Below are 20,208 nucleotides of genomic sequence, written 5' to 3'. Positions count from 1 at the left end.
CTGATCAAGCGCCAATTCGCCGCGAGGGCGCGGCTCCTACAAGAGCGAGGCCTCCCCCATCTGTAGGAGCCCCGCCCTCGGGGCGAAGCTTTCTGGCACTGAGCGAGCGCCAATTCGCCGCGAGGGCGCGGCTCCTAAAAAGAGCAATGCACGGCCTCCCCCATCTGTAGGAGCCCCGCCCCGGGGCGAAGCTTTTCTGGCACTGAGCGAGCGCCAATTCGCCGCGAGGGCGCGGCTCCTAAAAGAGCAATGCACGGCCCCCCATCTGTAGGAGCCCCGCCCCCGGGGCGAAGCCTTCTGGCATCGATCGAGCGCCAGTTCGCCGCGAGGGGGCGGCTCCTACAAAAGCGATGCACGGCCTCCCCATCTGTAGGAGCCCCGCCCTCGGGGCGAAGCTTTCTGGCATCGATCGAGCTCCAGTTCGCCGCGAGGGCGCGGCTCCTACAAGAGCGATGCACGGCCCCCCATCTGTAGGAGCCCCGCCCCGGGGCGAAGCTTTCTGGCACTGAGCGAGCGCCAATTCGCCGCGAGGGCGCGGCTCCTACAAGAGCGATGCACGGCCTCCCCCATCTGTAGGAGCCCCGCCCCAGGGCGAAGCTTTCTGGCACTGAGCGAGCGCCAATTCGCCGCGAGGGCGCGGCTCCTACAAGAGCGATGCACGGCCCCCCCCATCTGTAGGAACCCCGCCCCCGGTGCGAAGCTTTCTGGCACTGAGCGAGCGCCAATTCGCCGCGAGGGCGCGGCTCCTACAAAAGCGATGCCCCCCTCGGGCGAAGCTATTGCGCCGGATGATGGGCTTTCCAGCAGATCGGTACGCAGCTACGGTACGAAAGCCCCGCAATCGTCTTATGCTCAGCTCGCTGGGCGTAGCGCGTCTATCAGTGAGTCCAGCGTGTAACCCAGGCGCGGCGCCAGGGCAGCAGCGCGTTCGCGCAAGGCGGCGACATCAAGGTTTTGTTCGAGGTCCGCGGGCACGAAGAGCACCACATTGCCCTCCTTCACCGGGCATTCCCAGTAATGGCGATGAAACAGCCCGCGCAGCAGCGCTGCGCCGAGCGGTTTGTCTTCGTCGGTGCCCCACTGGTTGATGATCAGCCAGCCGTCCGGATTCAGCTTCTGCTGACAGCGCTCGAGAAAGCGCCACGCCAGATGCGCTGCCGCCGGGCCCACATCCGTATAGAGGTCAACGAAGATGAGGTCGGCGGTCTCGGCCGACTCGAGCAGTTCCACCGCATCGCCAATGCGGATGTAGAGTCGTGAATCGTTCTGCAAGCCCAGGTAACGCATTGCCAGCTCCGGGACATCCGGACGCAACTCGATGGCCTCGACGTCCTCCAAGGGCAGGAATTCAAGGCACGCTTGCGTCAGAGTGCCGGCGCCCAGCCCGAGAAACAGGGCGGTTTCCGGTGACTCGTGCAACAGGCCGCCCATCAGCATGGCACGCGTATAGTCGTACTCCAGCCAGCTGGGGTCGCGCGTGAAGACACAGCTCTGCTCGACCGCCGCGCCGAACTCGAGAAACCGGTACTCCCCTACCTCCAGCACACGGATCAGGCCAAACACGTCTTTTACTTCGGCCAGCAACACTTCCTGCTTGTCCATTGCACTCACTCCAAACCGGTCGGCACATGTTAACAGCCCGATTGGCAAGGCCTATCAGCGCCGGGGCAGTGCATCAGGTAAAATCTGCGTACTTTTTCGCCGACGGACACCATTTGCATGAGCCACGCCTGGAGCCCCACCAGCTGGAGAACCAAACCCATCCAGCAACAGCCCGAATACCCGGACGCCGCGCACCTGCAGCGCGTAGAGGATACGTTGGCGAGCCTGCCGCCATTGGTGTTCGCCGGTGAGGCGCGGGAGCTGCGCCGCCAGTTCTCAGAGGTCACCCAGGGCCGCGCCTTCCTGCTGCAGGGCGGCGACTGCGCTGAAAGTTTCGCCGAGTTCTCCGCGCCGAAGATCCGCGACACCTTCAAGGTGCTGTTGCAGATGGCGGTGGTGATGACCTTCGCGGCGAGCTGTCCCGTGATCAAGGTTGGCCGCATGGCCGGTCAGTTCGCCAAACCGCGCTCCTCCGGCAGCGAGACCATCGATGGCGTCACCCTGCCCGCTTACCGCGGCGATATCGTCAACGGCATCGGCTTCGATGAGAAAAGCCGCGTGCCGGACCCGGAGCGCCTGCTGCAGGCCTATCACCAGTCCACGTCCAGCCTGAACCTGCTGCGCGCCTTCGCCCAGGGCGGTTTTGCCGACCTGCACCAAGTGCATCAATGGAACTTGGATTTCATCGCCAATTCTCAGATGGCCGAGAAGTACCACCAGTTGGGCGCACGGATCGATCAGGCATTGAAGTTCATGCGTGCCTGCGGCATGGACAACGCACCGCAGCTGCGCGAGACCAGTTTCTTCACCGCTCATGAGGCGCTGCTGTTGAATTACGAACAAGCGTTCGTACGCCAGGATAGCCTCAGCGGGGGTTGGTACGACTGCTCAGCACATATGCTCTGGATCGGCGACCGTACACGGCAGCTGGACGGCGCCCACGTGGAATTCCTGCGTGGCGTGGGTAACCCGATCGGCGTGAAAGTCGGACCGAGCATGGACAGCGAGGAGCTGATCCGCCTGATCGACATCCTCAACCCGGAGAACGACCCGGGCCGCTTGAACCTTATCGTGCGGATGGGCGCCGACAAGGTCCAGGACGGGCTGCCACGCCTGATCCAGACCGTGCAGGGCGAAGGCCGCCAGGTGCTGTGGAGCTGCGATCCAATGCACGGCAACACCATGAAGGCCTCCAGCGGCTACAAGACGCGAGATTTCGCACGGGTGTTGGCCGAGGTGCGACAGTTTTTCGAAGTGCACCGTGCCGAAGGCAGCTATCCGGGCGGCATTCACATCGAAATGACCGGGCAGAACGTCACCGAGTGCATCGGGGGTTCGCGCCCGATCACCGAGGATGGCCTATCCGACCGCTACCACACGCACTGCGACCCACGCCTCAACGCCGACCAGTCGCTGGAAATGGCGTTTCTGATCGCCGAGACGCTGAAACAGGTGCGCCCGAGCTGATGGCTACTAGCTAGCCGAATGCGAAGTTCCAGGCATGCTTGACGAGCCGGGGCAAAACCGCATGCCTTCGAACTGCATGGATCTCCAGGAACCACGGCCCTGCCTAGGGGCTTCTCAGATGGGCGAGGCTTCAAGCTGCCGAATGCCAGGTTTGGCGATAATGGCGGTTGAAGCCCAACCTCACGCAGCCGCCTCTGCCATTGCCGGTCTAGATTCCCGTTGCGCATCACGCCGAACCAACGACACGGGCTCTGGTCCGCGTAAATAAGAAGCCGAGCGCGTCACGGGCGCGGCTCGAACATTTATCGCCGGGTGTCGTAGAGGAATTGCCTGCATGACCGAATCTTCCCAAAGCAAAGGCGCCGCCCTGGCCGCGTGGATCGGGCTGGCGCTCGGCCCGTTGCTGTTGCTTGCCTGCCTGCTCACCGAGCCTCCAGGCGGGCTGTCGAACGAAGCCTGGCTGACGGTGGGCCTGGCCGGTCTGATGGCGATCTGGTGGTCTACCGAGGCGATCCCAATCCCGGCAACGTCGCTGCTGCCAATCCTGCTGATCCCGCTGCTGGGGATCGATACACTGGCCAAGGCCACCGCGCCCTACGCCAACCCGACGATCTTCCTGTTCTTCGGCGGCTTCGTACTCGGGCTGGCCATGCAGCGCTGGAACCTGCATCGGCGAATCGCTCTGGCGACGCTGCTAGCCGTGGGCAACCAGCCCAGCCGCCAGATTGCCGGATTCATGATCGCCACTGCTTTTATCAGCATGTGGGTCAGTAACACCGCAACGAGCATCATGATGCTGCCCATCGGCCTGTCGGTCATCGGCCTGCTGGTGGCCGGCAGCGATGAAAAAGAAGGGGGGCGTTTCGCCATTGCGCTGCTTCTCGGCATTGCCTATGCCGCCAGCGTGGGCGGTATCGCGACACTGATTGGCACGCCACCCAACGCATTGCTGGCCGCCTTCATGCGCGAGAACTATGACGTGCAGATCGGTTTTGGCCAGTGGATGTTGCTGGGGCTTCCGCTGAGCGTGGGCATGCTGATTTTCATCTGGTGGTGGCTGACACGCGGAGGTTTCAAGCTTGCTGGTGGCGACAGCCGCGGCCTGCTGGAACAGGAAATGGCGGCGCTGGGTCCCATGTCCCGCGCCGAGAAACTGGTCGCTGTTGTGTTCACGCTGGCGGCCACCGCCTGGATACTGCAGCCGTTCCTTGCTGACTACGTAGAGGGTGTCAACGATACCAGCATCGCCATCGCCGCTGCCCTGGCGCTGTTCCTGATTCCGGTTAACCTTCGCGAACGGGTCTTTCTGATGGACTGGGAGCAGGCGAACAAGGCGCCTTGGGGCGTGCTGCTGCTGTTCGGCGGCGGTCTGTCGCTGGCCGGCGTGATCGGCGCATCGGGCCTGGCCGAATGGATCGCCGAAAGCCTGGGTGCCTTCGAGGCCTTGCCGCTGGTTCTGATGATCGGCGTCGTCGCGCTGGTGATCATTTTTCTCACGGAGATCACCTCCAACACCGCAACGGCAGCCGCCTTTCTGCCCTTGCTGGGTGCGTTGGCGGTCGCGCAGGGCATGTCGCCGGAGATGCTCGCGATACCGGCCGCTGTCGCCGCCAGCTGCGCCTTCATGATGCCAGTGGCCACGCCACCGAACGCCATCGTGTTCGGCACCGGTCAGCTGCCGATCCAGTCCATGATCAAAGCCGGTTTTGCCCTGAACCTGTTCGGTGTCGTACTGGTCACCCTGCTCTGCTACCTCTTGGTGGGTTGGATCTGGGGCGGCTGAAGCGAGCTTGCGGCCCGCTCGAAAGCAAAAAGCTTCGCCCCGAGGGCGGGGCTCCTACAGAAAGCCACGGCGCGCACCGAGCCACCTTTTGTGGGACCCGCGACCCGCGGCGAAAGCGAGCTTGCGGCCGGCTCAAAAGCAAAAGCTTCGCCCCGAGGGCGGGGCTCCTACAGAAAGCCACAGCGGGCACCGAGCCGCCTTTTATGGGAGCCGCGACCCGCGGCGAATGCGAGCTTGCGGCCCGCTCAAAAGCAAAAGCTTCGCCCCGAGGGCGGGGCTCCTACAGAAAGCCACGGAGCGCACCGAGCCACCTTTTGTGGGAGCCGCGACCCGCGGCGAAAGCGGGCCACGGCCGGCTCAAAAGCAAAAGCTTCGCCCCGAGGGCGGGCGTCCTACAAGAAAGCCACAGCGCGCACCGAGCCGCATTTTGTGGGAGGCGCGACCCGCGGCGAAAGCGAGCTTGCGGCCGGCTCAAAAGCAAAAGCTTCGCCCCGAGGGCGGGGCTCCTACAGAAAGCCACAGCACGCACCGAGCCACCTTTTGTGGGAGCCGCGATCCGCGGCGAACGCGAGCTTGCGGTCGGCTCAAAAGCAAAAGCTTCGCCCCGAGGGCGGGGCTCCTACAGAAAGCCACGGCGCGCACCGAGCCACCTTTTGGGAGCCGCGATCCGCGGCGAACGCGAGCTTGCGGCCGGCTCAAAAGCAAAAGCTCCGCCCCGAGGGCGCGCCACAAGAAAGGCCAAAGCGCATCCGCAGTGCTTTTCGCCTGAGGCGCGCCCCGCGGCAATTACCAGATCCCAGAAAAACAAAACCCCGCACAAGGCGGGGTTCGTCATCGAGTCGCCCGGCGTCAGGCCGGGCTTGTCCGCGCAGGCTGTATCAGGCCTTGATACGGGACTTGTACTCGCCGGTACGGGTGTCGATCTCGATCGAGTCACCGATTTCGCAGAAGGCGGACACTTGCAGCTCGGCACCGTTCTTCAGGCGGGCGGTCTTCATGACCTTGCCGGAGGTGTCGCCGCGTACGGACGGCTCGGTGTAGACGATTTCACGAACGATGGTGGTCGGCAGTTCAACCGAGATCACCTTGTCGTTGTAGAAAACGGCTTCGCAGACGTCCGTCATGCCGTCTTCGATGAAGGTCATCACGCCTTCGAGATCGTCTTTTTCGATTTCGTACTGATTGAACTCTTCGTCCATGAAAACGTAGAGCGGGTCGGCGAAGTAGGAATAGGTCACTTCCTTGCGCTCGAGAATTACCGGCTCCAGCTTGTCATCTGCCTTGTACACAGTCTCAGTAGCAGAACCGTTGAGCAGGTTCTTCAGCTTCATCTTCACGACGGCACTGTTACGACCGGACTTGTTGAACTCGGCTTTCTGGATGACCCAGGGTGCGCCGTTGATAACGGCCACTTGGCCGGCACGGAACTCTTGTGCGGTTTTCATACGAATATCCGAATGGAATTAGAGACAAAAAACAGGCCGCGTATCATAGCCAATCTGTGTAAAAAAACACCAGCTTTCCGGCCAGATCGCCATTGGCTACCTGCTTGTGTGTCCATCTATCCGCATGCGCCCTTAGCTCCGTCTCGTGCGCCAGCAGGCCGGCCCAAGCGAGGCCACTACCAACGCCATCGTTCCAGGCTCGCCAGAACTCACGCAATGCAGCCGTAGCCTGCGGAGAAAGATCGTGGATATATAGGTCCAGAAAGGCGTTGAGCTTGTCCCAGTGCGCATCTTCCTCCTGGGGGTAGATATGCCAGACCAGCGGGCGCCCCGCCCATTGCGCGCGAATGAAGGACTCCTCGCCGCGTACGGCGTTGAAGTCACAGCACCACAGAAGCATGTCGTACTGGTTTTGCGTCATAAACGGCAGCACTGCGATCTGCAGCGCTCCCCGGGCATGACGGTCGCCAGCCTGTAGCTGTTCCACCCCCAACCAGCGCGCCACGTCACCGAGAACCCGCCCCTCCGGCACCAGCAACTGCGTCGGACGCGTATCGACAGCCAGCGCATCGAGCCACTGCGCAACGGCCTGGTTTTCGTAAGCGAACAGCGATATCAACCGCGCGCCAGGCTGTACGGCCAGCTCGAAGCTCTGCAGAAAGGCTTCACGCAGCGTTGGACTTTTCTGGAACGCCTCCCGCCGTGCCAGCAGATCGCCTTCGCGAATCAAGCCACCGGTGCCTTGCTCGAAACCTGGAAAGAAAAAATACTTTTGCAGGCCATCGGGCTGCATCGACGGCAGCGCATGGCAACCCACCACCCAGTCTTCTGCGCTGAGGTATTCCAGGTTTAGCCAGAGAATACGACGCTCACTGCGGGCCATCGCCTCGATATAGGCCGCGGGCAGCTGGCAGGCGAAGGCCTCGATCACCAGGTCAGCCGGCTCAGCACCCGGCCAGTCGGCTGACCAGTGCCGCACGTCGACGCCGTCATGCCATTGCTGACTGACCGTGGCACTGGTACCCGGACAGAGCCGGGCGAAGGTGTTCAGATCATCAACCCAGAGCCGTACCCGCTGGCCATGCTCGGCGACCAACTGCCGCGCCAGGCGCCAGGTCACGCCGATGTCGCCATAGTTATCAACGACAACGCAGAAGATGTCCCAGCTGGCTCTGATCGACAAACCCACTACTCCTTTGCAAGAAACGCCCGGACCACGTGCTTAGGTGCAGTCCTGAGGCATCAGAATACAGGCTTGGTGGCCGAACGGGCGCAAACGGCAGACACAGGCGATCGCCGGAGCCGATGACACCAGGGCAATGAAACGATGGGGATAGATAGACGTTATGGAGGTGAACCCTACCAGCCACACCCCGGCACACAATGTCACCGCTGCGGCTGCTCCCTTCCGGGCCTGACCGGGTTCACGGCTGATCGTTGCGGGGGGACCGGCAGGGCCCACCATAACAAAACCCGCCTGGCGGCGAGCGGCGCCATTGTACCGGCTTATTCCCAACTTACAACCATCCATGCGGGCCATGCAGGCGCTAACGCATTGACGCGCCAGGTATTAAAAGAACGCAGCGGATCGGCAACCCGACCTACAGCGAAAGGTGCAGCTCGCCATCGCGAAGCTGCGTCGTAAGAACGGCGAAAGCCAATCAGCAGTTTTATTAGGACGATACACACCACCGCATGGTCGAAGTGAAGTATTGCCCAGCTCAGCCTGACGCAGTTTCATCTCGATGAAGCTGCGTCCGCCAGACCGGGGAGCACCCTCCTCGTCACCGCCCGTCAGCCCGGATAAAAATATACGTGTCATGTGTCTTCTATCGACCCGAACCCCTATGCAAAAACAACGGTCTGTTCGAGGATAGGGAACGCAATAGCGTTGCCGTTTTGCTCTCGAAACGGCACCAGGACCGAACGAACCAGCGCAGTTGTCGCGCAGCGGAGACTGGCGGCGCTATCGAAAGAGGTAAGCATGAGCAAAGCTCCCATTGCCATCGTCGGCACCGGCATTGCAGGGCTCTCCGCCGCGCAGGCCCTGCATGCGGCCGGACAACCCGTACAGCTGTTCGACAAGAGCCGCGGCCTGGGCGGACGGATGGCCAGCAAGCGCAGCGACGCCGGCCATCTGGATCTCGGTACTCAGTATTTCACCGCACGCGACCGGCGCTTCACCGAGGCCGTACGTCAGTGGCAGACCCAGGGCTGGGTCGCCGAGTGGTCGCCCAACCTCTATCAGTCCCGCAGCGGGCAGCTGTCGCCCTCGGCAGATGAGCAATTGCGTTGGGTGGGCGTTCCCCGCATGAGTGCGATTGCTGCCGGACTGCTCGGCGAGCTGCCAGTCAAGCTTAGCTGTCGAATAACGGAAGTCTTTCGGGGCGAGGAATACTGGAAACTGGTCGACGCCGAAGGAAGCAGCCATGGTCCGTTCAGCCAGGTGGTCGTCGCCATTCCTGCGCCCCAGGCCAGCACGCTGCTGGCTTCGGCACCGAAGCTGGCCGCCGTCGCCGCCAGTGTTGCAATGGAACCCACCTGGTCCGTCGCCCTGGGCTTCGCCAAGCCGCTCGAAACCAGCCTCGAGGCCTGCTTCGTTCAGGACGACTCGCTTGACTGGCTGGCCCGTCATCACAGCAGGCCCGGACGTGACGACCCGCTCGACCTATGGGTGTTGCACGCCAGCAGTGCCTGGAGCCGGCAACACCTCGACATGGCCAGGGAATCGGTGATTGAACATTTGCACGGCGCGTTTGCCGAGCTGATCGACTGCGTGGTGCCCGCTCCAGAATTCACCCTTGCCCATCGCTGGCTCTACGCACGCCCGAGCCAGTCTCATGAATGGGGCGCATTGGCGGATGCCCACCTCGGGTTGTATGCCTGCGGCGACTGGTGTCTCTCAGGCCGCGTCGAAGGGGCCTGGCTCAGCGGCCAGGAAGTCGCGCGACGGTTGCTTGAACAGTTATAGCCGACCATCTCTCCAGCCCGGGCCGTCGATTGAAAGGCGGCGCCGGCGACACCGCACCGCGAAATAGCCCAAACCAGGCCGAGCATCACATCGATCCAGAACCGAAGAACAGCGCCTAGCCAAACGCGGTATCGAGAAACATCATAACCGCGAAGCCGCCCATCAAGCCGACCGTTGCCGGGGTCTGATGACCGTTGCGGTGAGTTTCGGGAATTACCTCGTGCGAGACCACGAAAATCATCGCGCCAGCAGCCAATCCGAGACTGATCGGATACGCGACGGCTAGACCACTGGATATTCCCAGTCCCACCAACGAGCCGAGCGGCTCCATCAAGCCGGATGCTGCAGCGACCAATATCGAGCGCCCTGGGGAGAGACCGGTGGTCCGCAAAGCCAACGCGACGGCCAGCCCCTCAGGAATGTCTTGTATGGCAATCGCCGTGGTGAGCGGCAAACCGACACCCAAATCGCCATTGGCGAAACTCACTCCGATCGCCATGCCCTCCGGAACGTTGTGAAGAATGATCGCAAACACGAACAGCCAGACCCGGCTTATGCGCTGGTGATTCGGACCAAAGGCGCCCGCGCTTTCATGCTCATGCGGCGTGAAATAGTCCAACCCAAGCATCAGCAACACGCCGATCCCGAGGCCAGCCACGACGGTCAATGCGGCGGCCGGCCCACTGCCGAACAGTTCCCTGGCGGCGGCAATGCCAGGGAGAATCAGCGAGAACGAACTGGCGGCGAGCATCATGCCGGCAGCGAAGCCAAGCATGCTGTCCTGGGTGCGCGTGGAAATATTGTTCAGCACGATGGCCATCAGCGCACCCAACGCCGTGGCAACGAAGCCCGCCGTACCGCCGAGCAACGCGTAGCGGACGTTGCTCTCGTTGCCGTTCTGAAGCGCGTTATAGCCACTCGCAATCGACAACAACAGTACGACCAGAAGTGTGCCTGCCAGGCCTAATGTAACAACGGGGTTTGCCTGCGCATGCGCGATCCATACCGAGCGTAGCGTCGCTGCTGCGCTTTGAGTGCTTGCCATGATGAAGGCCCCATATGATGTCTTTGTCGCCAATGCAGCAAGTGAGATGCGCGGACGGTCAAGCTGCGAGCGACCCACGGACACCACTATGCCAAAGGCGCGACGAGCGTCTTACGGGATATGACCATAAGCGACTCGCTGAGTTTGAATGCAAGGGCCTGGCCGATGCATGGCCTCGATCCCAACGCGCACTGACCATCCACTCGCGACGCCGGGGGAACTTAAATTGATCGAGGGGGCCCTGACGATCAGGCGCAGGACACGGGAGAACGCTGGCGTGCGTGGATTTTTACCAAGCACACTTGGCCGGTGGAAACATCGTCTCGGCGGCCCAGGATTTTAGAGCGATGCGGTCAGTCAGCGGTAAATGGAAGCAGCAATCGCCGTGTTCGTGATTGAAAACAGCGCACGCCGAACCGCATTAAGAATGCGAAAACGAAAAAAGCGACCTTAAGGTCGCTTTCTCTTCGCGCTTCAGCGCCTTTTATTTAAGGCTTGAAGCAAATTTGGAGCGGGAAACGAGACTCGAACTCGCGACCCCGACCTTGGCAAGGTCGTGCTCTACCAACTGAGCTATTCCCGCATCATTTGCAACAAAAATGGCGTCCCCTAGGGGACTCGAACCCCTGTTACCGCCGTGAAAGGGCGGTGTCCTAGGCCACTAGACGAAGGGGACGCAGCCCGGAAACTACAGCTTTCATTCCGGCTTCCAGCGTCTGCGATGTGCTTCACGCTGCAAGTGGCGCGCATTCTATGGACCCCTGATAGGGTCGTCAAGCGTCATGTGAAAATTTTTTCGAGCTTGAATCTGCTGAGGTGCATTGAGCTATCAGCTTGACATCCAACGCTCTACACTCGCCATAAAACCGCCCGAAGAGAGGTGCGTCTCGTGTCCCCAGTTCTGATTGCAGGGTTGGTCATCGCTGGCCTGTTCGTACTGATAGCAATTGGCGTCATCAACCAGATCGTCGAAAAAAACAATCTGGAAAAGGCTCGCATGCGAGCCGAGCTCAGTGATCGCATGCGCCGCTGCGCCAATCTGTCCGAGAGTTTTCCAGGGCAGATGATGACACCCGCGCTCAAGCTATTGCTGGCGCGCCTGGAGCTGCATCTAGGCGAACGGCTATTGCCGCTGGACAAGAAGAACGCGACCGTCAGCACTCGCATCGACGCGCTGCGCAAAGCTGTTGCCCAGGGCGAGGAGATTCCGTTACAGAACGCGCCGGTGAAGGTGGTCACCGAGGCCCAGGCCAAGGAAATACGCCTGCTGCTGGAAGATCTGCACGCTCAGATAATATGGGCCAACAAACAGAATCAGCTGGATTCAATAGCCGCCAAACGCTGGATTCAGCAAATCCAGCGGATGATGGTGATACTGCACGTCGAGTACTTCACCAACGTCGGTCAGCAGGCTCTGCAGCAAGGCAGTGCGCACAAGGCACGCCTAGCCTTCGAACGGGGTATTCAGCACGTACGCAAGCAACCCAACCCGGCCGAGTATCAGGCCCAGCTGGCGCAGCTCGAAGCGAGCTATGCGCATGCCAATAAGCTGGAGCAGACACAACTGCAACCAAACCTTGACGAACCCAGCGAGCTGACCGAAGGTTTGAAAAACCTCGAAAGCGAAGATGACTGGAAAAAGAACAACATTTACTAGGCGTGAGCCGGGACGTGGCTTGGCAGTGATTTGAGCTGCAAGACGCACCAGCGATCTTGCGTACCTCGCCGCAATACTGACCTTCGCACCCGGCTGCCACTATCCCTGTCGCGGAGAATCTGTATGTCGCTAACCGTTTTCGGTGCTCCCCTGTCGCCATTCGTTCGCAAAGTCCGCCTTTGCCTGCTGGAGAAAGGCTTGGATTACCAGCTCGAAGTCGTCATGCCTTTCACCCCACCCGAGTGGTATCTGCAGCTCAACCCGCTTGGCCGCATTCCGGCCATGAAGGATGGAGAGTTGTGCCTCGCCGACTCCAGCGTGATCTGCCAGTACCTTGAAGAGACCTACGAACAGACCGCGCGGCTGTACGGAAACAGCTCAGTGGAGCGCGCGCAGATTCGCTGGCTGGAGAAATATGCTGATTACGAGCTGGCGCCTCTGACCACTTTCGGAGTGTTCCGCAACCGCGTACTGAAGCCGAGCGCTGGCCATCCGTGCAATGAAGAAAGCGTGCAAATCGCACTGAACCAAAAGCTGCCACCGCACTTTGACTATCTCGAACAGCAGTTGGGCCAACGATCTTATTTTGTTGGCGATCGACTCTCGATGGCCGATATCGCCCTCACCTGCCAACTGATCAATATGGAGTATGGCGGCGAGCTGATCGATGCCAATCGCTGGCCGAAGCTGGTGGAGCATTTCGCACGGGTAAAAACGATCGCCTCAGTACAGAGCCTGCTTCCCGGCGAACAGCGAATGACCGCCAAACTCATCGAAATGGGCAAAAAGGCGGTGCAGCCCAGCTGACTCCGATGCGCGCCTGCGTGGGCAAGACCACGCGTCGCTCGGAGGCAGCGACCTCACACAAGGCCACCGTACGGCTGAAACGAGCGGCCCCTTCGCGGCAAATGGCTTATCGAGCCCCGGAGCGGGCTCAAGCGCACCATGCGCTGCCCTGTCGTTCCCTCAGAGCAGGTGGATGCCCACCCATTGCCGAGCGAACTGATAGGCACAACGACCGTTTCGATTGCCCCGTGCGGTGGCCCAGCGAATCGCGTCTTTCTCCAGCGCGTCATCCCAGCGCCAACTCAGTCCGGCCTGCTCGGCCAGCGAACCGATCCAGTGCCGCACCACGTCCAAATAGTGCTCCTGACTAAAGGGATAGAACGACAACCAAAGGCCGAAGCGATCCGACAGGGCGATCTTGTCTTCCACCGCTTCGTTGGGATGCAGTTCGCCATCGATCATTTGCCAGTTTTCATTATCGCTCTGACGCTCAGGCACGAGATGCCTGCGATTCGACGTGGCGTACAGCAGAACGTTTTCCGGCGCACGCTCCAGCGAGCCGTCCAGTACGCTTTTCAGAACGCGGTAATCGCCCTCACCCGCCTCGAATGAAAGGTCATCGCAGAACACCACGAAGTGCTGAGATTGGCTGGCGAGCTGATCGACGACTTTCGGCAGATCAGCCAGATGGTCACGTTCGATTTCGATCAGGCGCAACCCTGCTGACGCATGCTCAGCCAGCAGAGCCCGAATCAGCGAAGATTTGCCTGTCCCGCGCGCGCCCCAGAGCAGGACATGGTTCGCTGGCAAGCCGGAAACGAACTGACGGGTATTGTTCGATAGCAGCTCTCGCTGTCGATCGATACCGATCAAATCCGCCAGATTCAGATCGAGCGACACGCTCAGCGCCTGCAGATAACCGCCCTGCCCCTCGCGGTGCCAGCGCGCCGCCAAGCTACGGCTCCAATCCACTGGCTCACGTGGCGCAGGCAGCAGGGGTTCAAGGCGCGCCATCAGTGCATCGGCGCGCTGCAGAAAGGCCTTCAGCTCGGCATCCATTTCAACGACTCCATTATGGGCATGCAGACACGCCTCTTCAGGCGCTGCTGCGAAGGGTTACAGATGAGCTTCGATGTGCGCTGTCAACGCCTCCGGCGGAGTGCGCGAAGAGAAACGCTCAACCGAGCGTCCATCATCAGCGATCAGAAACTTGGTGAAATTCCACTTGATTGCCTTACTGCCGAGCAAGCCCGGGGCGCGCTTCTTGAGCTGCACGAACAACGGGTGGGCCTCGCCGCCATTGACCTTAACCTTGGCAAACAGGGGAAAACTGACGCCGAAGTTGCGCTCGCAGAAAGCAGCGATCTGTTCCTCGTCATCCGGCTCCTGGTGGCCGAACTGATCACAGGGGAAGCCGAGCACCACCAAACCTTGCTGGCGATAGCGATCCCAGAGCGCCTCCAGCCCCTTGTACTGGGGCGTGAAACCACACTTGCTGGCCGTATTGACCACCAACAACAGCTTCGCATCGAAGTCGGCAAGGGTCTTCTGCTGACCGTCAATGGTGACGCATGGAATTTCGAACAACGGATCGCGCATGGCGGTATCTCGTGGAGGCGTTGCGAAACGCCGTCAGACGACGCGCGGCTTGTGGTTGAGCGAAGCAGAATTGATGCAGTAACGCATACCGGTCGGCGCTGGGCCGTCGGGGAACACGTGACCAAGATGAGCATCGCACCGCGCGCATTTGACCTCGATACGATGCATGCCGTGGCTGAAATCATCGACGCTGGCAATCGCCGTGTAACTGACGGGCTGGAAGTAGCTCGGCCAACCACAGCCGGAATCGAATTTGGCATCCGAGTCGAACAACGGCGCATCGCAACAGGCGCAATGATAGGTGCCGGGCGTCTTGGTATCGTTGTACTTGCCGGTGAATGGGCGCTCGGTGGCTCCCAGTCGGCAGACTTGAAACTGCTCGTCGGAGAGCTCTTCACGCCAGATTTCAAGCGGTTTTTCAAGCTTGTCCATCGGTACACCTCTTAAGGGTCTGTTTCCGTTTCGTTCGCAAGCCGCGTTGCTGCAGGTAAATGGTTGTTCCTTGTCAAATCCCGCAACGCGGCATGGCGAAACTTGCCGCGCAACCCGAAGAGCCGGAGCCTGTTTTTGCGCGCTGCGGCGTTATTCGTCGTTCATTTGGAATAACCAAACTTCCCTCCTCATGCCTTGCCTCGCGCAAAAACAGGCTCCGGCGCGACCGCAAACGAAGCGGAAACAGACCCTCTCTTAAAAAGGGCGGATCTGTACCTTTTCCGGTGGTCGGGCCGCACGTATGATGCGTTGCTCTTAGACGCCTAGTCTGGCAGCGAGGTTGCAGGCTGCCAAGGCGCCGGGGTTCATGCCAAACGCCGCCTGTCATCCACAAGCCAGGCGCGTCTTCACTTCGGGACACTCAGGATCATGCAGGTCAGCAAATCGAACAAGCTCGCCAATGTCTGCTACGACATCCGTGGGCCAGTGCTCAAGCACGCCAAACGCCTGGAAGAGGAAGGCCATCGCATCCTCAAGCTGAACATCGGCAACCCGGCGCCGTTCGGTTTCGAAGCGCCGGAGGAAATCCTTCAGGACGTGATCCGCAACCTGCCAACGGCGCAAGGTTACAGCGATTCCAAAGGCTTGTTCAGCGCCCGCAAGGCGATCATGCAGTACTACCAGCAGAAGCAGGTGGAAGGCGTGACCATCGAGGATATCTACCTCGGCAATGGCGTGTCGGAGCTGATCGTGATGTCCATGCAGGCGCTGCTCAACAACGGGGACGAGGTGCTCATTCCGGCACCCGATTACCCGCTATGGACCGCAGCAGTGAGCCTGGCGGGCGGTAAACCGGTGCACTACCTGTGCGACGAGCAAGCCAACTGGTGGCCGGATCTGGCCGACATCAAGGCCAAGATCACGCCTAATACCAAGGCGCTGGTGCTGATCAATCCGAACAACCCAACCGGGGCCGTCTATCCGCGCGAAGTACTGGAGGGCATGGTCGAACTGGCTCGTCAGCACAAGCTGGTGCTGTTCTCCGACGAGATCTACGACAAGATTCTCTACGACGATGCGGTGCACGTCTGCACGGCGTCCCTGGCGCCTGACGTTCTCTGTTTGACGTTCAATGGCCTGTCCAAGTCCTACAGAATCGCCGGCTTCCGCTCCGGCTGGGTGGTGATCACAGGGCCCAAGCACAAGGCGCAGAGCTACATCGAGGGCATCGATATCCTCGCCAACATGCGCCTGTGCGCCAACGTGCCGTCGCAACATGCCATCCAGACAGCCCTCGGCGGCTATCAGAGCATCAACGACCTGGTGCTGCCGCCGGGCCGGCTGCTCGAGCAACGCAACCGAACCTGGGAACTGCTCAACGACATTCCCGGCGTCAGCTGCGTGAAGCCGATGGGCGCGCTCTATGCCTTCCCTCGGATCGACCCAAAGATCTGCCCGATTCACAACGATGAGAAGTTCGTGCTCGATTTGTTGCTCTCCGAGAAGCTATTGATCGTTCAGGGCACCGCCTTCAACTGGCCATGGCCGGATCATTTCCGCGTGGTCACCCTGCCCCGGGTCGATGATCTCGAGCAGGCGATCGGTCGCATTGGCAGCTTCCTCAAAACTTACAGCCAGTAGCTTCGATGGATTTGCAGATCGATGACTTCTACCGGGACGCTGCGGCCGGCCTCCTGATGCTCTATCAGGCCTTCCCACGGAAGATAACCCTGTATGTAGAAGACCTCATCGGTCACGAAGAGCCCGACGAGTTCGGCCTACCCAGCAAGCGGCATCAGAGTTGTCTGGGCGCGCTGCTGTGGCTGGCCGAAGAAGGCTATGTGCGATTCGAAAGCACTATTCAGTTTCTCGCTGTCGACCAGGCCGTGCTGACCGAAAAGGCATTCCTGTGCTTGACCCGTACGCTCGACGACACCGCGAATGGTGTCGAATCCCTTCCCCCCAGCGTACGCCGGGTTCACTCGAGCCTGGCTTACCAGCTCCGCCAAGCACTACAAGAGGGGCATGGCGAACGGCTCGCTCAACTGACCCGCCAGCTATTCACCAGCACCCTATCCAGCCAGCCCTGAGCGCATCGGCGGTACAGGCGACATAGCTTGAAATAGTCGCCCGGTTGAATAGCGCCGGCCCGCCCCTTATATAGCCTATCGTTCCTTATTGTTCCCCTTGGAGTCTGCCGCAACATGATGCGCATTTTCTTGTTCTTGGCCACTAACCTGGCTGTATTGGTCGTTGCCAGCATCACCCTGAAGCTACTCGGAGTGGATCGTTACACGGGTCAGAACTACGGCAGCCTGTTAGCATTCTGTGCCGTCTTCGGATTCGCCGGTGCACTGATTTCGCTGTTCATCTCCAAGTGGATGGCGAAGATGAGCACGCGCACCGAGATCATCAGCCAACCCCGCACGCGCCATGAGCAATGGCTGTTGCAAACCGTCGAGCAGCTTTCCCGCGACGCCGGCATCAAAATGCCGGAAGTGGGTATTTTCCCCGCCTACGAAGCCAACGCGTTCGCCACCGGCTGGAATAAGAACGACGCACTGGTCGCCGTCAGCCAGGGCTTGCTCGAGCGCTTTTCGCCGGACGAGGTCAAAGCCGTACTGGCTCATGAGATCGGTCATGTATCCAACGGCGACATGGTGACCCTGGCACTGATTCAGGGCGTGGTGAACACATTCGTCATGTTCTTCGCGCGGATCTTCGGTAGCTTCGTCGACCGTGTGATCCTGAAGAACGAAGATGGTCACGGTATCGGCTACTTCATTGCGACCATCTTTGCGGAACTGGTGCTGGGCATTCTTGCCAGCATCGTTGTCATGTGGTTCTCGCGCAAGCGTGAATTCCGTGCTGACGAAGCAGGCGCACAGCTGGCCGGCACTAGCGCGATGATCGGCGCGCTGCAGCGGCTGCGCGCGGAACAGGGCGTGCCGGTGGATATGCCGGACAGCCTCAAGGCTTTCAGCATCAACGGTGCCCTGCGTAACGGCCTGGCGGGATTGCTGATGACGCACCCGTCGCTGGAAGACCGCATCGAGGCCCTGCGCCAGCGCGGTTGAACGAACGGATAGAAAAAAACGAGGGCGGCGCCAGCCGCCCTCAGCCCTGGAATGCAAAAGCGACGCCCTCCTCTCAACGCTCGTACTCAGCCGGTGCCGTTCCAGTAGATGCCAACCAGGCGAATATCGAATTCAGGCTCGTGAAGCACCCAAAGCTTCTGCGAAGCGTTCGAGAACACCTCGCCAACATAGCGGGGGCGTTCTATTGCCGGCCGCCGAGCCGATAGCAACTTTCATCCAGGCGCGTTAGCCCGCGTTGGAGAAATTTCCAGTTGCCGTCGTCGTCCAGCACGTTTGCCCGTTCCTGAAGGTTCCAATGCAAGCCAAGGGACTGCCGAACTTCGGCGTCACTCACAGCGAATGGCGGGCCAGCCATTTGTTCCTGTTCGTAATCCAGGGTAATCAGCAAACCCTGACAGCTCGGCGCAAGGATATCCGTCAGGTGTTCGACGTAGCGCTGACGCATGTCTGGGGGCAACGCAATCAACGCAGCACGATCGTACAGTCCCTGGCAGTCGGCCACGTCTTGATGGCTTAGCGAGAAGAAATCGCCACAGCGGATTTCCAGCGCGCCGGCGCGATAGACCTTGAACTCGCCCTGGATGCTCACCTCGGCTGGCAGCTGTTGCTCGGCGAAAAAGTCTTCGACCGCGCGCTCGCTCAGCTCGATGCCAAGCACCGCAAAGCCCTGCTCGGACAACCAGGCCATGTCGAGACTCTTGCCGCACAGCGGCACCAGCACCCGGGCACCTTCGGCCAGCTGCAAACCGGGCCAGTGGCGGCGTAGATAAGGATTGACCTCGTTCAGGTGAAAACCGATTTCGTTGCGTGCCCAGCGTCGTTTCCAGAACCCTTCATCCATACCCAGCCCCTCATAAGCGATGATGATGGCTGGAGCTTATCAGAGCCGCCGGTAGCGATCGCATCGAAGCGGTTCAGCCGGTTCGTAAGGCTGTTTCCGGGTCCATGCCAGCATCACGCATTTGAGCCAATTTATAGCGCAGGGTGCGTGCGCTGATCCCCAGCCGGTCAGCGGTCTCCTTGCGGCGACCGCGCTCTGCTCGCAAGGTCTCGAGAATCACCTCGAACTCGCGACGACGCAGATCTTCACCCAGCGCACCAGCCGTCTCGGCAGATCCTGTCGAGGCAGCCTGAGATGGGTACACCGGCGCGATGCTGGCTGCGGAACTTCTGGCCAGCGCAGCGAAGCCGGCCGTGGACGTCAGACATAAATCCTCGGGGCGGATCAGGCCGCCTTGCTGCAGAATCAATGCGCGCTGAATGGCGTTGTCCAACTCGCGGACATTGCCCGGCCAGGCGTGACGGAGAAGACAATCACACGCCTCGGCCGTAAGCATGGCGCTTGGCTGACGCATTTTCCGCGCATGATTGGCCAGCAATCGCTCGGCCAGCGGCACGATGTCCGCCGGTCGGTCCCGCAGCGCCGGCCAGGCGAGCGGAAACACGGAGAGCCGATAGAAAAGATCCTCACGGAAACGCCCGTTACGAACCTCATCAGCCAGGTCACGGTTGGTCGTAGCGACGATACGGATATCCAACGGTATAGGTTTACGACCGCCGACACGTTCGACCTCGCGCTCCTGCAGCACGCGCAGCAACTTGGCCTGAAGCGCCAGCGGCATCTCGGAAATCTCGTCGAGCAGCAGCGTGCCGCCTTCGGCCAGCTCGAACTTGCCCGGCTGCGTGGCGATGGCGCCAGTGAAAGCACCTTTCTCGTGACCGAACAGAGTCGCCTCGAGCATATTGTCCGGTATTGCCGCACAGTTGATCGCAATGAAAGGCTTGTCGGCGCGCGCTGATTGCTGATGGATATAGCGGGCCAACACCTCTTTGCCGGTACCGGACTCACCGGAAACCAGCACGGTCGAATCGCTACGCGCGACTCGGGCCGCCAGAGCCAACAGCTGCTGACTTGTCGGTTCGACGGCCACCGGGCCATCCTCGTCGGCTGAACCAAGTTGGCCACAAGCATGGCGAGCGACCAGTCCGAGCAGAACGTGCGGCTCAAACGGCTTGACCAAATAATCCACCGCCCCCTGACGCATCGCCTCGACCGCTCGCTCCACAGCACCAAACGCCGTCATCAGCAGGACCGGTAGCTGCGGGTATCGCTGGCGGACCAGCCCCTGCAAGGCATGACCGTCCATACCAGGCATGTTCACGTCACTGACGATCAGGCCGAAGCCACCCTGCTCCAGCGCCCGAAGCGCGGCCTCGGCGCTATCGACCGCGTGATAGGAATAGCCACCGAGCTCGAGCGTATCGCCTAGCGCCTCGCGTAGAGCACGGTCGTCTTCGACCAGCAGAATCTTCGCAGCCATGG

Annotated in this window: 17 protein-coding genes, 2 tRNA genes and 1 other RNA gene; 8 read left to right on the top strand and 12 right to left on the bottom strand. The window is 60.8% G+C overall.

All coding sequences use genetic code 11. From position 1 onward, the window contains the following. Positions 1 to 852: 852 nt before the first annotated feature. On the bottom strand, positions 853 to 1,602 hold the full coding sequence (locus MCB86_RS19450) for a spermidine synthase (protein ID WP_239611904.1): 750 nt from the start codon (positions 1,600 to 1,602) through the stop codon (positions 853 to 855). A 117-nt stretch (positions 1,603 to 1,719) separates the two neighbouring features. Here MCB86_RS19450 and MCB86_RS19445 point away from each other — a divergent pair, with 117 nt between their 5' ends. Together MCB86_RS19445 and MCB86_RS19440 are read left to right on the top strand one after the other, a co-directional pair. Further along, entirely contained in the window at positions 1,720 to 3,069 is a 1,350-nt protein-coding gene (locus tag MCB86_RS19445; RefSeq protein ID WP_045162686.1) for a 3-deoxy-7-phosphoheptulonate synthase class II, read from the top strand. A gap of 334 nt (positions 3,070 to 3,403) precedes the next feature. Continuing rightward, positions 3,404 to 4,852, top strand: coding sequence for a DASS family sodium-coupled anion symporter (locus MCB86_RS19440; RefSeq protein WP_239611903.1), 1,449 nt, complete (start codon positions 3,404 to 3,406; stop codon positions 4,850 to 4,852). Between the two features lie 878 nt (positions 4,853 to 5,730). Here MCB86_RS19440 and efp read toward each other — a convergent pair. From efp to ffs, 3 genes are all read right to left on the bottom strand, one after another. Then, positions 5,731 to 6,297 carry an elongation factor P gene (efp, locus tag MCB86_RS19435; protein WP_021210189.1) on the bottom strand — a complete coding sequence of 189 codons (567 nt, stop codon included), beginning with the start codon at positions 6,295 to 6,297 and terminating at the stop codon, positions 5,731 to 5,733. A 43-nt stretch (positions 6,298 to 6,340) separates the two neighbouring features. Then, positions 6,341 to 7,480, bottom strand: coding sequence for an elongation factor P maturation arginine rhamnosyltransferase EarP (earP, locus tag MCB86_RS19430; RefSeq protein ID WP_239611902.1), 1,140 nt, complete (start codon positions 7,478 to 7,480; stop codon positions 6,341 to 6,343). A 174-nt stretch (positions 7,481 to 7,654) separates the two neighbouring features. Next, an RNA gene (ffs, locus tag MCB86_RS19425) (signal recognition particle sRNA small type) lies at positions 7,655 to 7,751 on the bottom strand. Positions 7,752 to 8,281: 530 nt separating this feature from the next. On the opposite strand from ffs, the gene MCB86_RS19420 reads away from it, so the two are divergent. Continuing rightward, positions 8,282 to 9,268, top strand: a complete 987-nt coding sequence (locus MCB86_RS19420; protein WP_239611901.1) for an NAD(P)/FAD-dependent oxidoreductase — start codon at positions 8,282 to 8,284, stop codon at positions 9,266 to 9,268. A 115-nt stretch (positions 9,269 to 9,383) separates the two neighbouring features. On the opposite strand, the gene MCB86_RS19415 is transcribed toward MCB86_RS19420, so the two are convergent. The 3 genes from MCB86_RS19415 to MCB86_RS19405 form a co-directional block, all read right to left on the bottom strand. Next, positions 9,384 to 10,313: a ZIP family metal transporter gene (locus MCB86_RS19415; protein ID WP_045162691.1), complete on the bottom strand. Its 930-nt coding sequence runs from the start codon at positions 10,311 to 10,313 to the stop codon at positions 9,384 to 9,386. A gap of 507 nt (positions 10,314 to 10,820) precedes the next feature. Continuing rightward, a tRNA-Gly gene (locus MCB86_RS19410) sits at positions 10,821 to 10,896 on the bottom strand. 17 nt (positions 10,897 to 10,913) lie between these two features. After that, positions 10,914 to 10,989, bottom strand: a tRNA-Glu gene (locus tag MCB86_RS19405). 213 nt (positions 10,990 to 11,202) lie between these two features. Here MCB86_RS19405 and MCB86_RS19400 point away from each other — a divergent pair. After that, positions 11,203 to 11,970 (top strand): hypothetical protein, encoded by a 768-nt coding sequence (locus MCB86_RS19400; protein WP_196298668.1) that lies wholly within the window; start codon positions 11,203 to 11,205, stop codon positions 11,968 to 11,970. Between the two features lie 123 nt (positions 11,971 to 12,093). Further along, positions 12,094 to 12,777 (top strand): glutathione S-transferase family protein, encoded by a 684-nt coding sequence (locus tag MCB86_RS19395; protein WP_045162692.1) that lies wholly within the window; start codon positions 12,094 to 12,096, stop codon positions 12,775 to 12,777. Positions 12,778 to 12,936: 159 nt separating this feature from the next. Here the strand turns inward: MCB86_RS19395 and MCB86_RS19390 are convergent, their stop codons facing one another. Genes MCB86_RS19390 through msrB form a run of 3 tightly spaced genes read right to left on the bottom strand, consistent with a single transcriptional unit; the run spans position 12,937 to position 14,787 of the window. Beyond that, the gene (locus MCB86_RS19390; protein WP_045162693.1) at positions 12,937 to 13,815 is read right to left on the bottom strand and encodes an ATP-binding protein; all 879 of its coding nucleotides are present in this window, start codon (positions 13,813 to 13,815) and stop codon (positions 12,937 to 12,939) included. Between the two features lie 57 nt (positions 13,816 to 13,872). Beyond that, positions 13,873 to 14,355 (bottom strand): glutathione peroxidase, encoded by a 483-nt coding sequence (locus MCB86_RS19385; protein WP_239611900.1) that lies wholly within the window; start codon positions 14,353 to 14,355, stop codon positions 13,873 to 13,875. A 33-nt stretch (positions 14,356 to 14,388) separates the two neighbouring features. Then, a complete protein-coding gene (msrB, locus tag MCB86_RS19380; protein ID WP_239611899.1) occupies positions 14,389 to 14,787 on the bottom strand; it encodes a peptide-methionine (R)-S-oxide reductase MsrB in 399 nt (132 codons plus the stop codon). Positions 14,788 to 15,216: 429 nt separating this feature from the next. Here msrB and MCB86_RS19375 point away from each other — a divergent pair, with 429 nt between their 5' ends. The 3 genes from MCB86_RS19375 to htpX all read left to right on the top strand — a co-directional run bounded on the left by MCB86_RS19375 (position 15,217) and on the right by htpX (position 17,864). Then, positions 15,217 to 16,428 carry a pyridoxal phosphate-dependent aminotransferase gene (locus MCB86_RS19375; RefSeq protein ID WP_045162696.1) on the top strand — a complete coding sequence of 404 codons (1,212 nt, stop codon included), beginning with the start codon at positions 15,217 to 15,219 and terminating at the stop codon, positions 16,426 to 16,428. 5 nt (positions 16,429 to 16,433) lie between these two features. Beyond that, positions 16,434 to 16,877, top strand: a complete 444-nt coding sequence (locus MCB86_RS19370; RefSeq protein WP_045162697.1) for a hypothetical protein — start codon at positions 16,434 to 16,436, stop codon at positions 16,875 to 16,877. A gap of 114 nt (positions 16,878 to 16,991) precedes the next feature. Next, positions 16,992 to 17,864, top strand: coding sequence for a protease HtpX (gene htpX, locus MCB86_RS19365; RefSeq protein WP_045162698.1), 873 nt, complete (start codon positions 16,992 to 16,994; stop codon positions 17,862 to 17,864). 202 nt (positions 17,865 to 18,066) lie between these two features. Here the strand turns inward: htpX and MCB86_RS19360 are convergent, their stop codons facing one another. Together MCB86_RS19360 and MCB86_RS19355 are read right to left on the bottom strand one after the other, a co-directional pair. Continuing rightward, positions 18,067 to 18,726, bottom strand: coding sequence for a thiopurine S-methyltransferase (locus MCB86_RS19360; RefSeq protein WP_239611898.1), 660 nt, complete (start codon positions 18,724 to 18,726; stop codon positions 18,067 to 18,069). A 73-nt stretch (positions 18,727 to 18,799) separates the two neighbouring features. Beyond that, positions 18,800 to 20,206, bottom strand: coding sequence for a sigma-54 dependent transcriptional regulator (locus MCB86_RS19355; RefSeq protein WP_239611897.1), 1,407 nt, complete (start codon positions 20,204 to 20,206; stop codon positions 18,800 to 18,802). Positions 20,207 to 20,208: the final 2 nt, after the last annotated feature.

The sequence above is a fragment of the Pseudomonas sp. KSR10 genome (assembly GCF_022355455.1).
In the GTDB taxonomy this organism is placed as follows: Bacteria; Pseudomonadota; Gammaproteobacteria; order Pseudomonadales; family Pseudomonadaceae; genus Stutzerimonas; species Stutzerimonas stutzeri_E.
Note: the sequence above shows the minus strand (reverse complement) of the source record. Positions and strands in the feature narration are given on the sequence as shown.

Coding starts and splice junctions, on each gene's coding strand:
- MCB86_RS19385 (WP_239611900.1), bottom strand. CDS start 14,355: ATGCGCGATCCGTTGTTCGAAATTCCATGCGTCACCATTGACGGTCAG.
- MCB86_RS19445 (WP_045162686.1), top strand. CDS start 1,720: ATGAGCCACGCCTGGAGCCCCACCAGCTGGAGAACCAAACCCATCCAG.
- MCB86_RS19415 (WP_045162691.1), bottom strand. CDS start 10,313: ATGGCAAGCACTCAAAGCGCAGCAGCGACGCTACGCTCGGTATGGATC.
- htpX (WP_045162698.1), top strand. CDS start 16,992: ATGATGCGCATTTTCTTGTTCTTGGCCACTAACCTGGCTGTATTGGTC.
- MCB86_RS19360 (WP_239611898.1), bottom strand. CDS start 18,726: ATGGATGAAGGGTTCTGGAAACGACGCTGGGCACGCAACGAAATCGGT.
- MCB86_RS19355 (WP_239611897.1), bottom strand. CDS start 20,206: ATGGCTGCGAAGATTCTGCTGGTCGAAGACGACCGTGCTCTACGCGAG.
- msrB (WP_239611899.1), bottom strand. CDS start 14,787: ATGGACAAGCTTGAAAAACCGCTTGAAATCTGGCGTGAAGAGCTCTCC.
- MCB86_RS19375 (WP_045162696.1), top strand. CDS start 15,217: ATGCAGGTCAGCAAATCGAACAAGCTCGCCAATGTCTGCTACGACATC.
- MCB86_RS19450 (WP_239611904.1), bottom strand. CDS start 1,602: ATGGACAAGCAGGAAGTGTTGCTGGCCGAAGTAAAAGACGTGTTTGGC.
- efp (WP_021210189.1), bottom strand. CDS start 6,297: ATGAAAACCGCACAAGAGTTCCGTGCCGGCCAAGTGGCCGTTATCAAC.
- MCB86_RS19420 (WP_239611901.1), top strand. CDS start 8,282: ATGAGCAAAGCTCCCATTGCCATCGTCGGCACCGGCATTGCAGGGCTC.
- MCB86_RS19390 (WP_045162693.1), bottom strand. CDS start 13,815: ATGGATGCCGAGCTGAAGGCCTTTCTGCAGCGCGCCGATGCACTGATG.
- MCB86_RS19370 (WP_045162697.1), top strand. CDS start 16,434: ATGGATTTGCAGATCGATGACTTCTACCGGGACGCTGCGGCCGGCCTC.
- MCB86_RS19395 (WP_045162692.1), top strand. CDS start 12,094: ATGTCGCTAACCGTTTTCGGTGCTCCCCTGTCGCCATTCGTTCGCAAA.
- MCB86_RS19440 (WP_239611903.1), top strand. CDS start 3,404: ATGACCGAATCTTCCCAAAGCAAAGGCGCCGCCCTGGCCGCGTGGATC.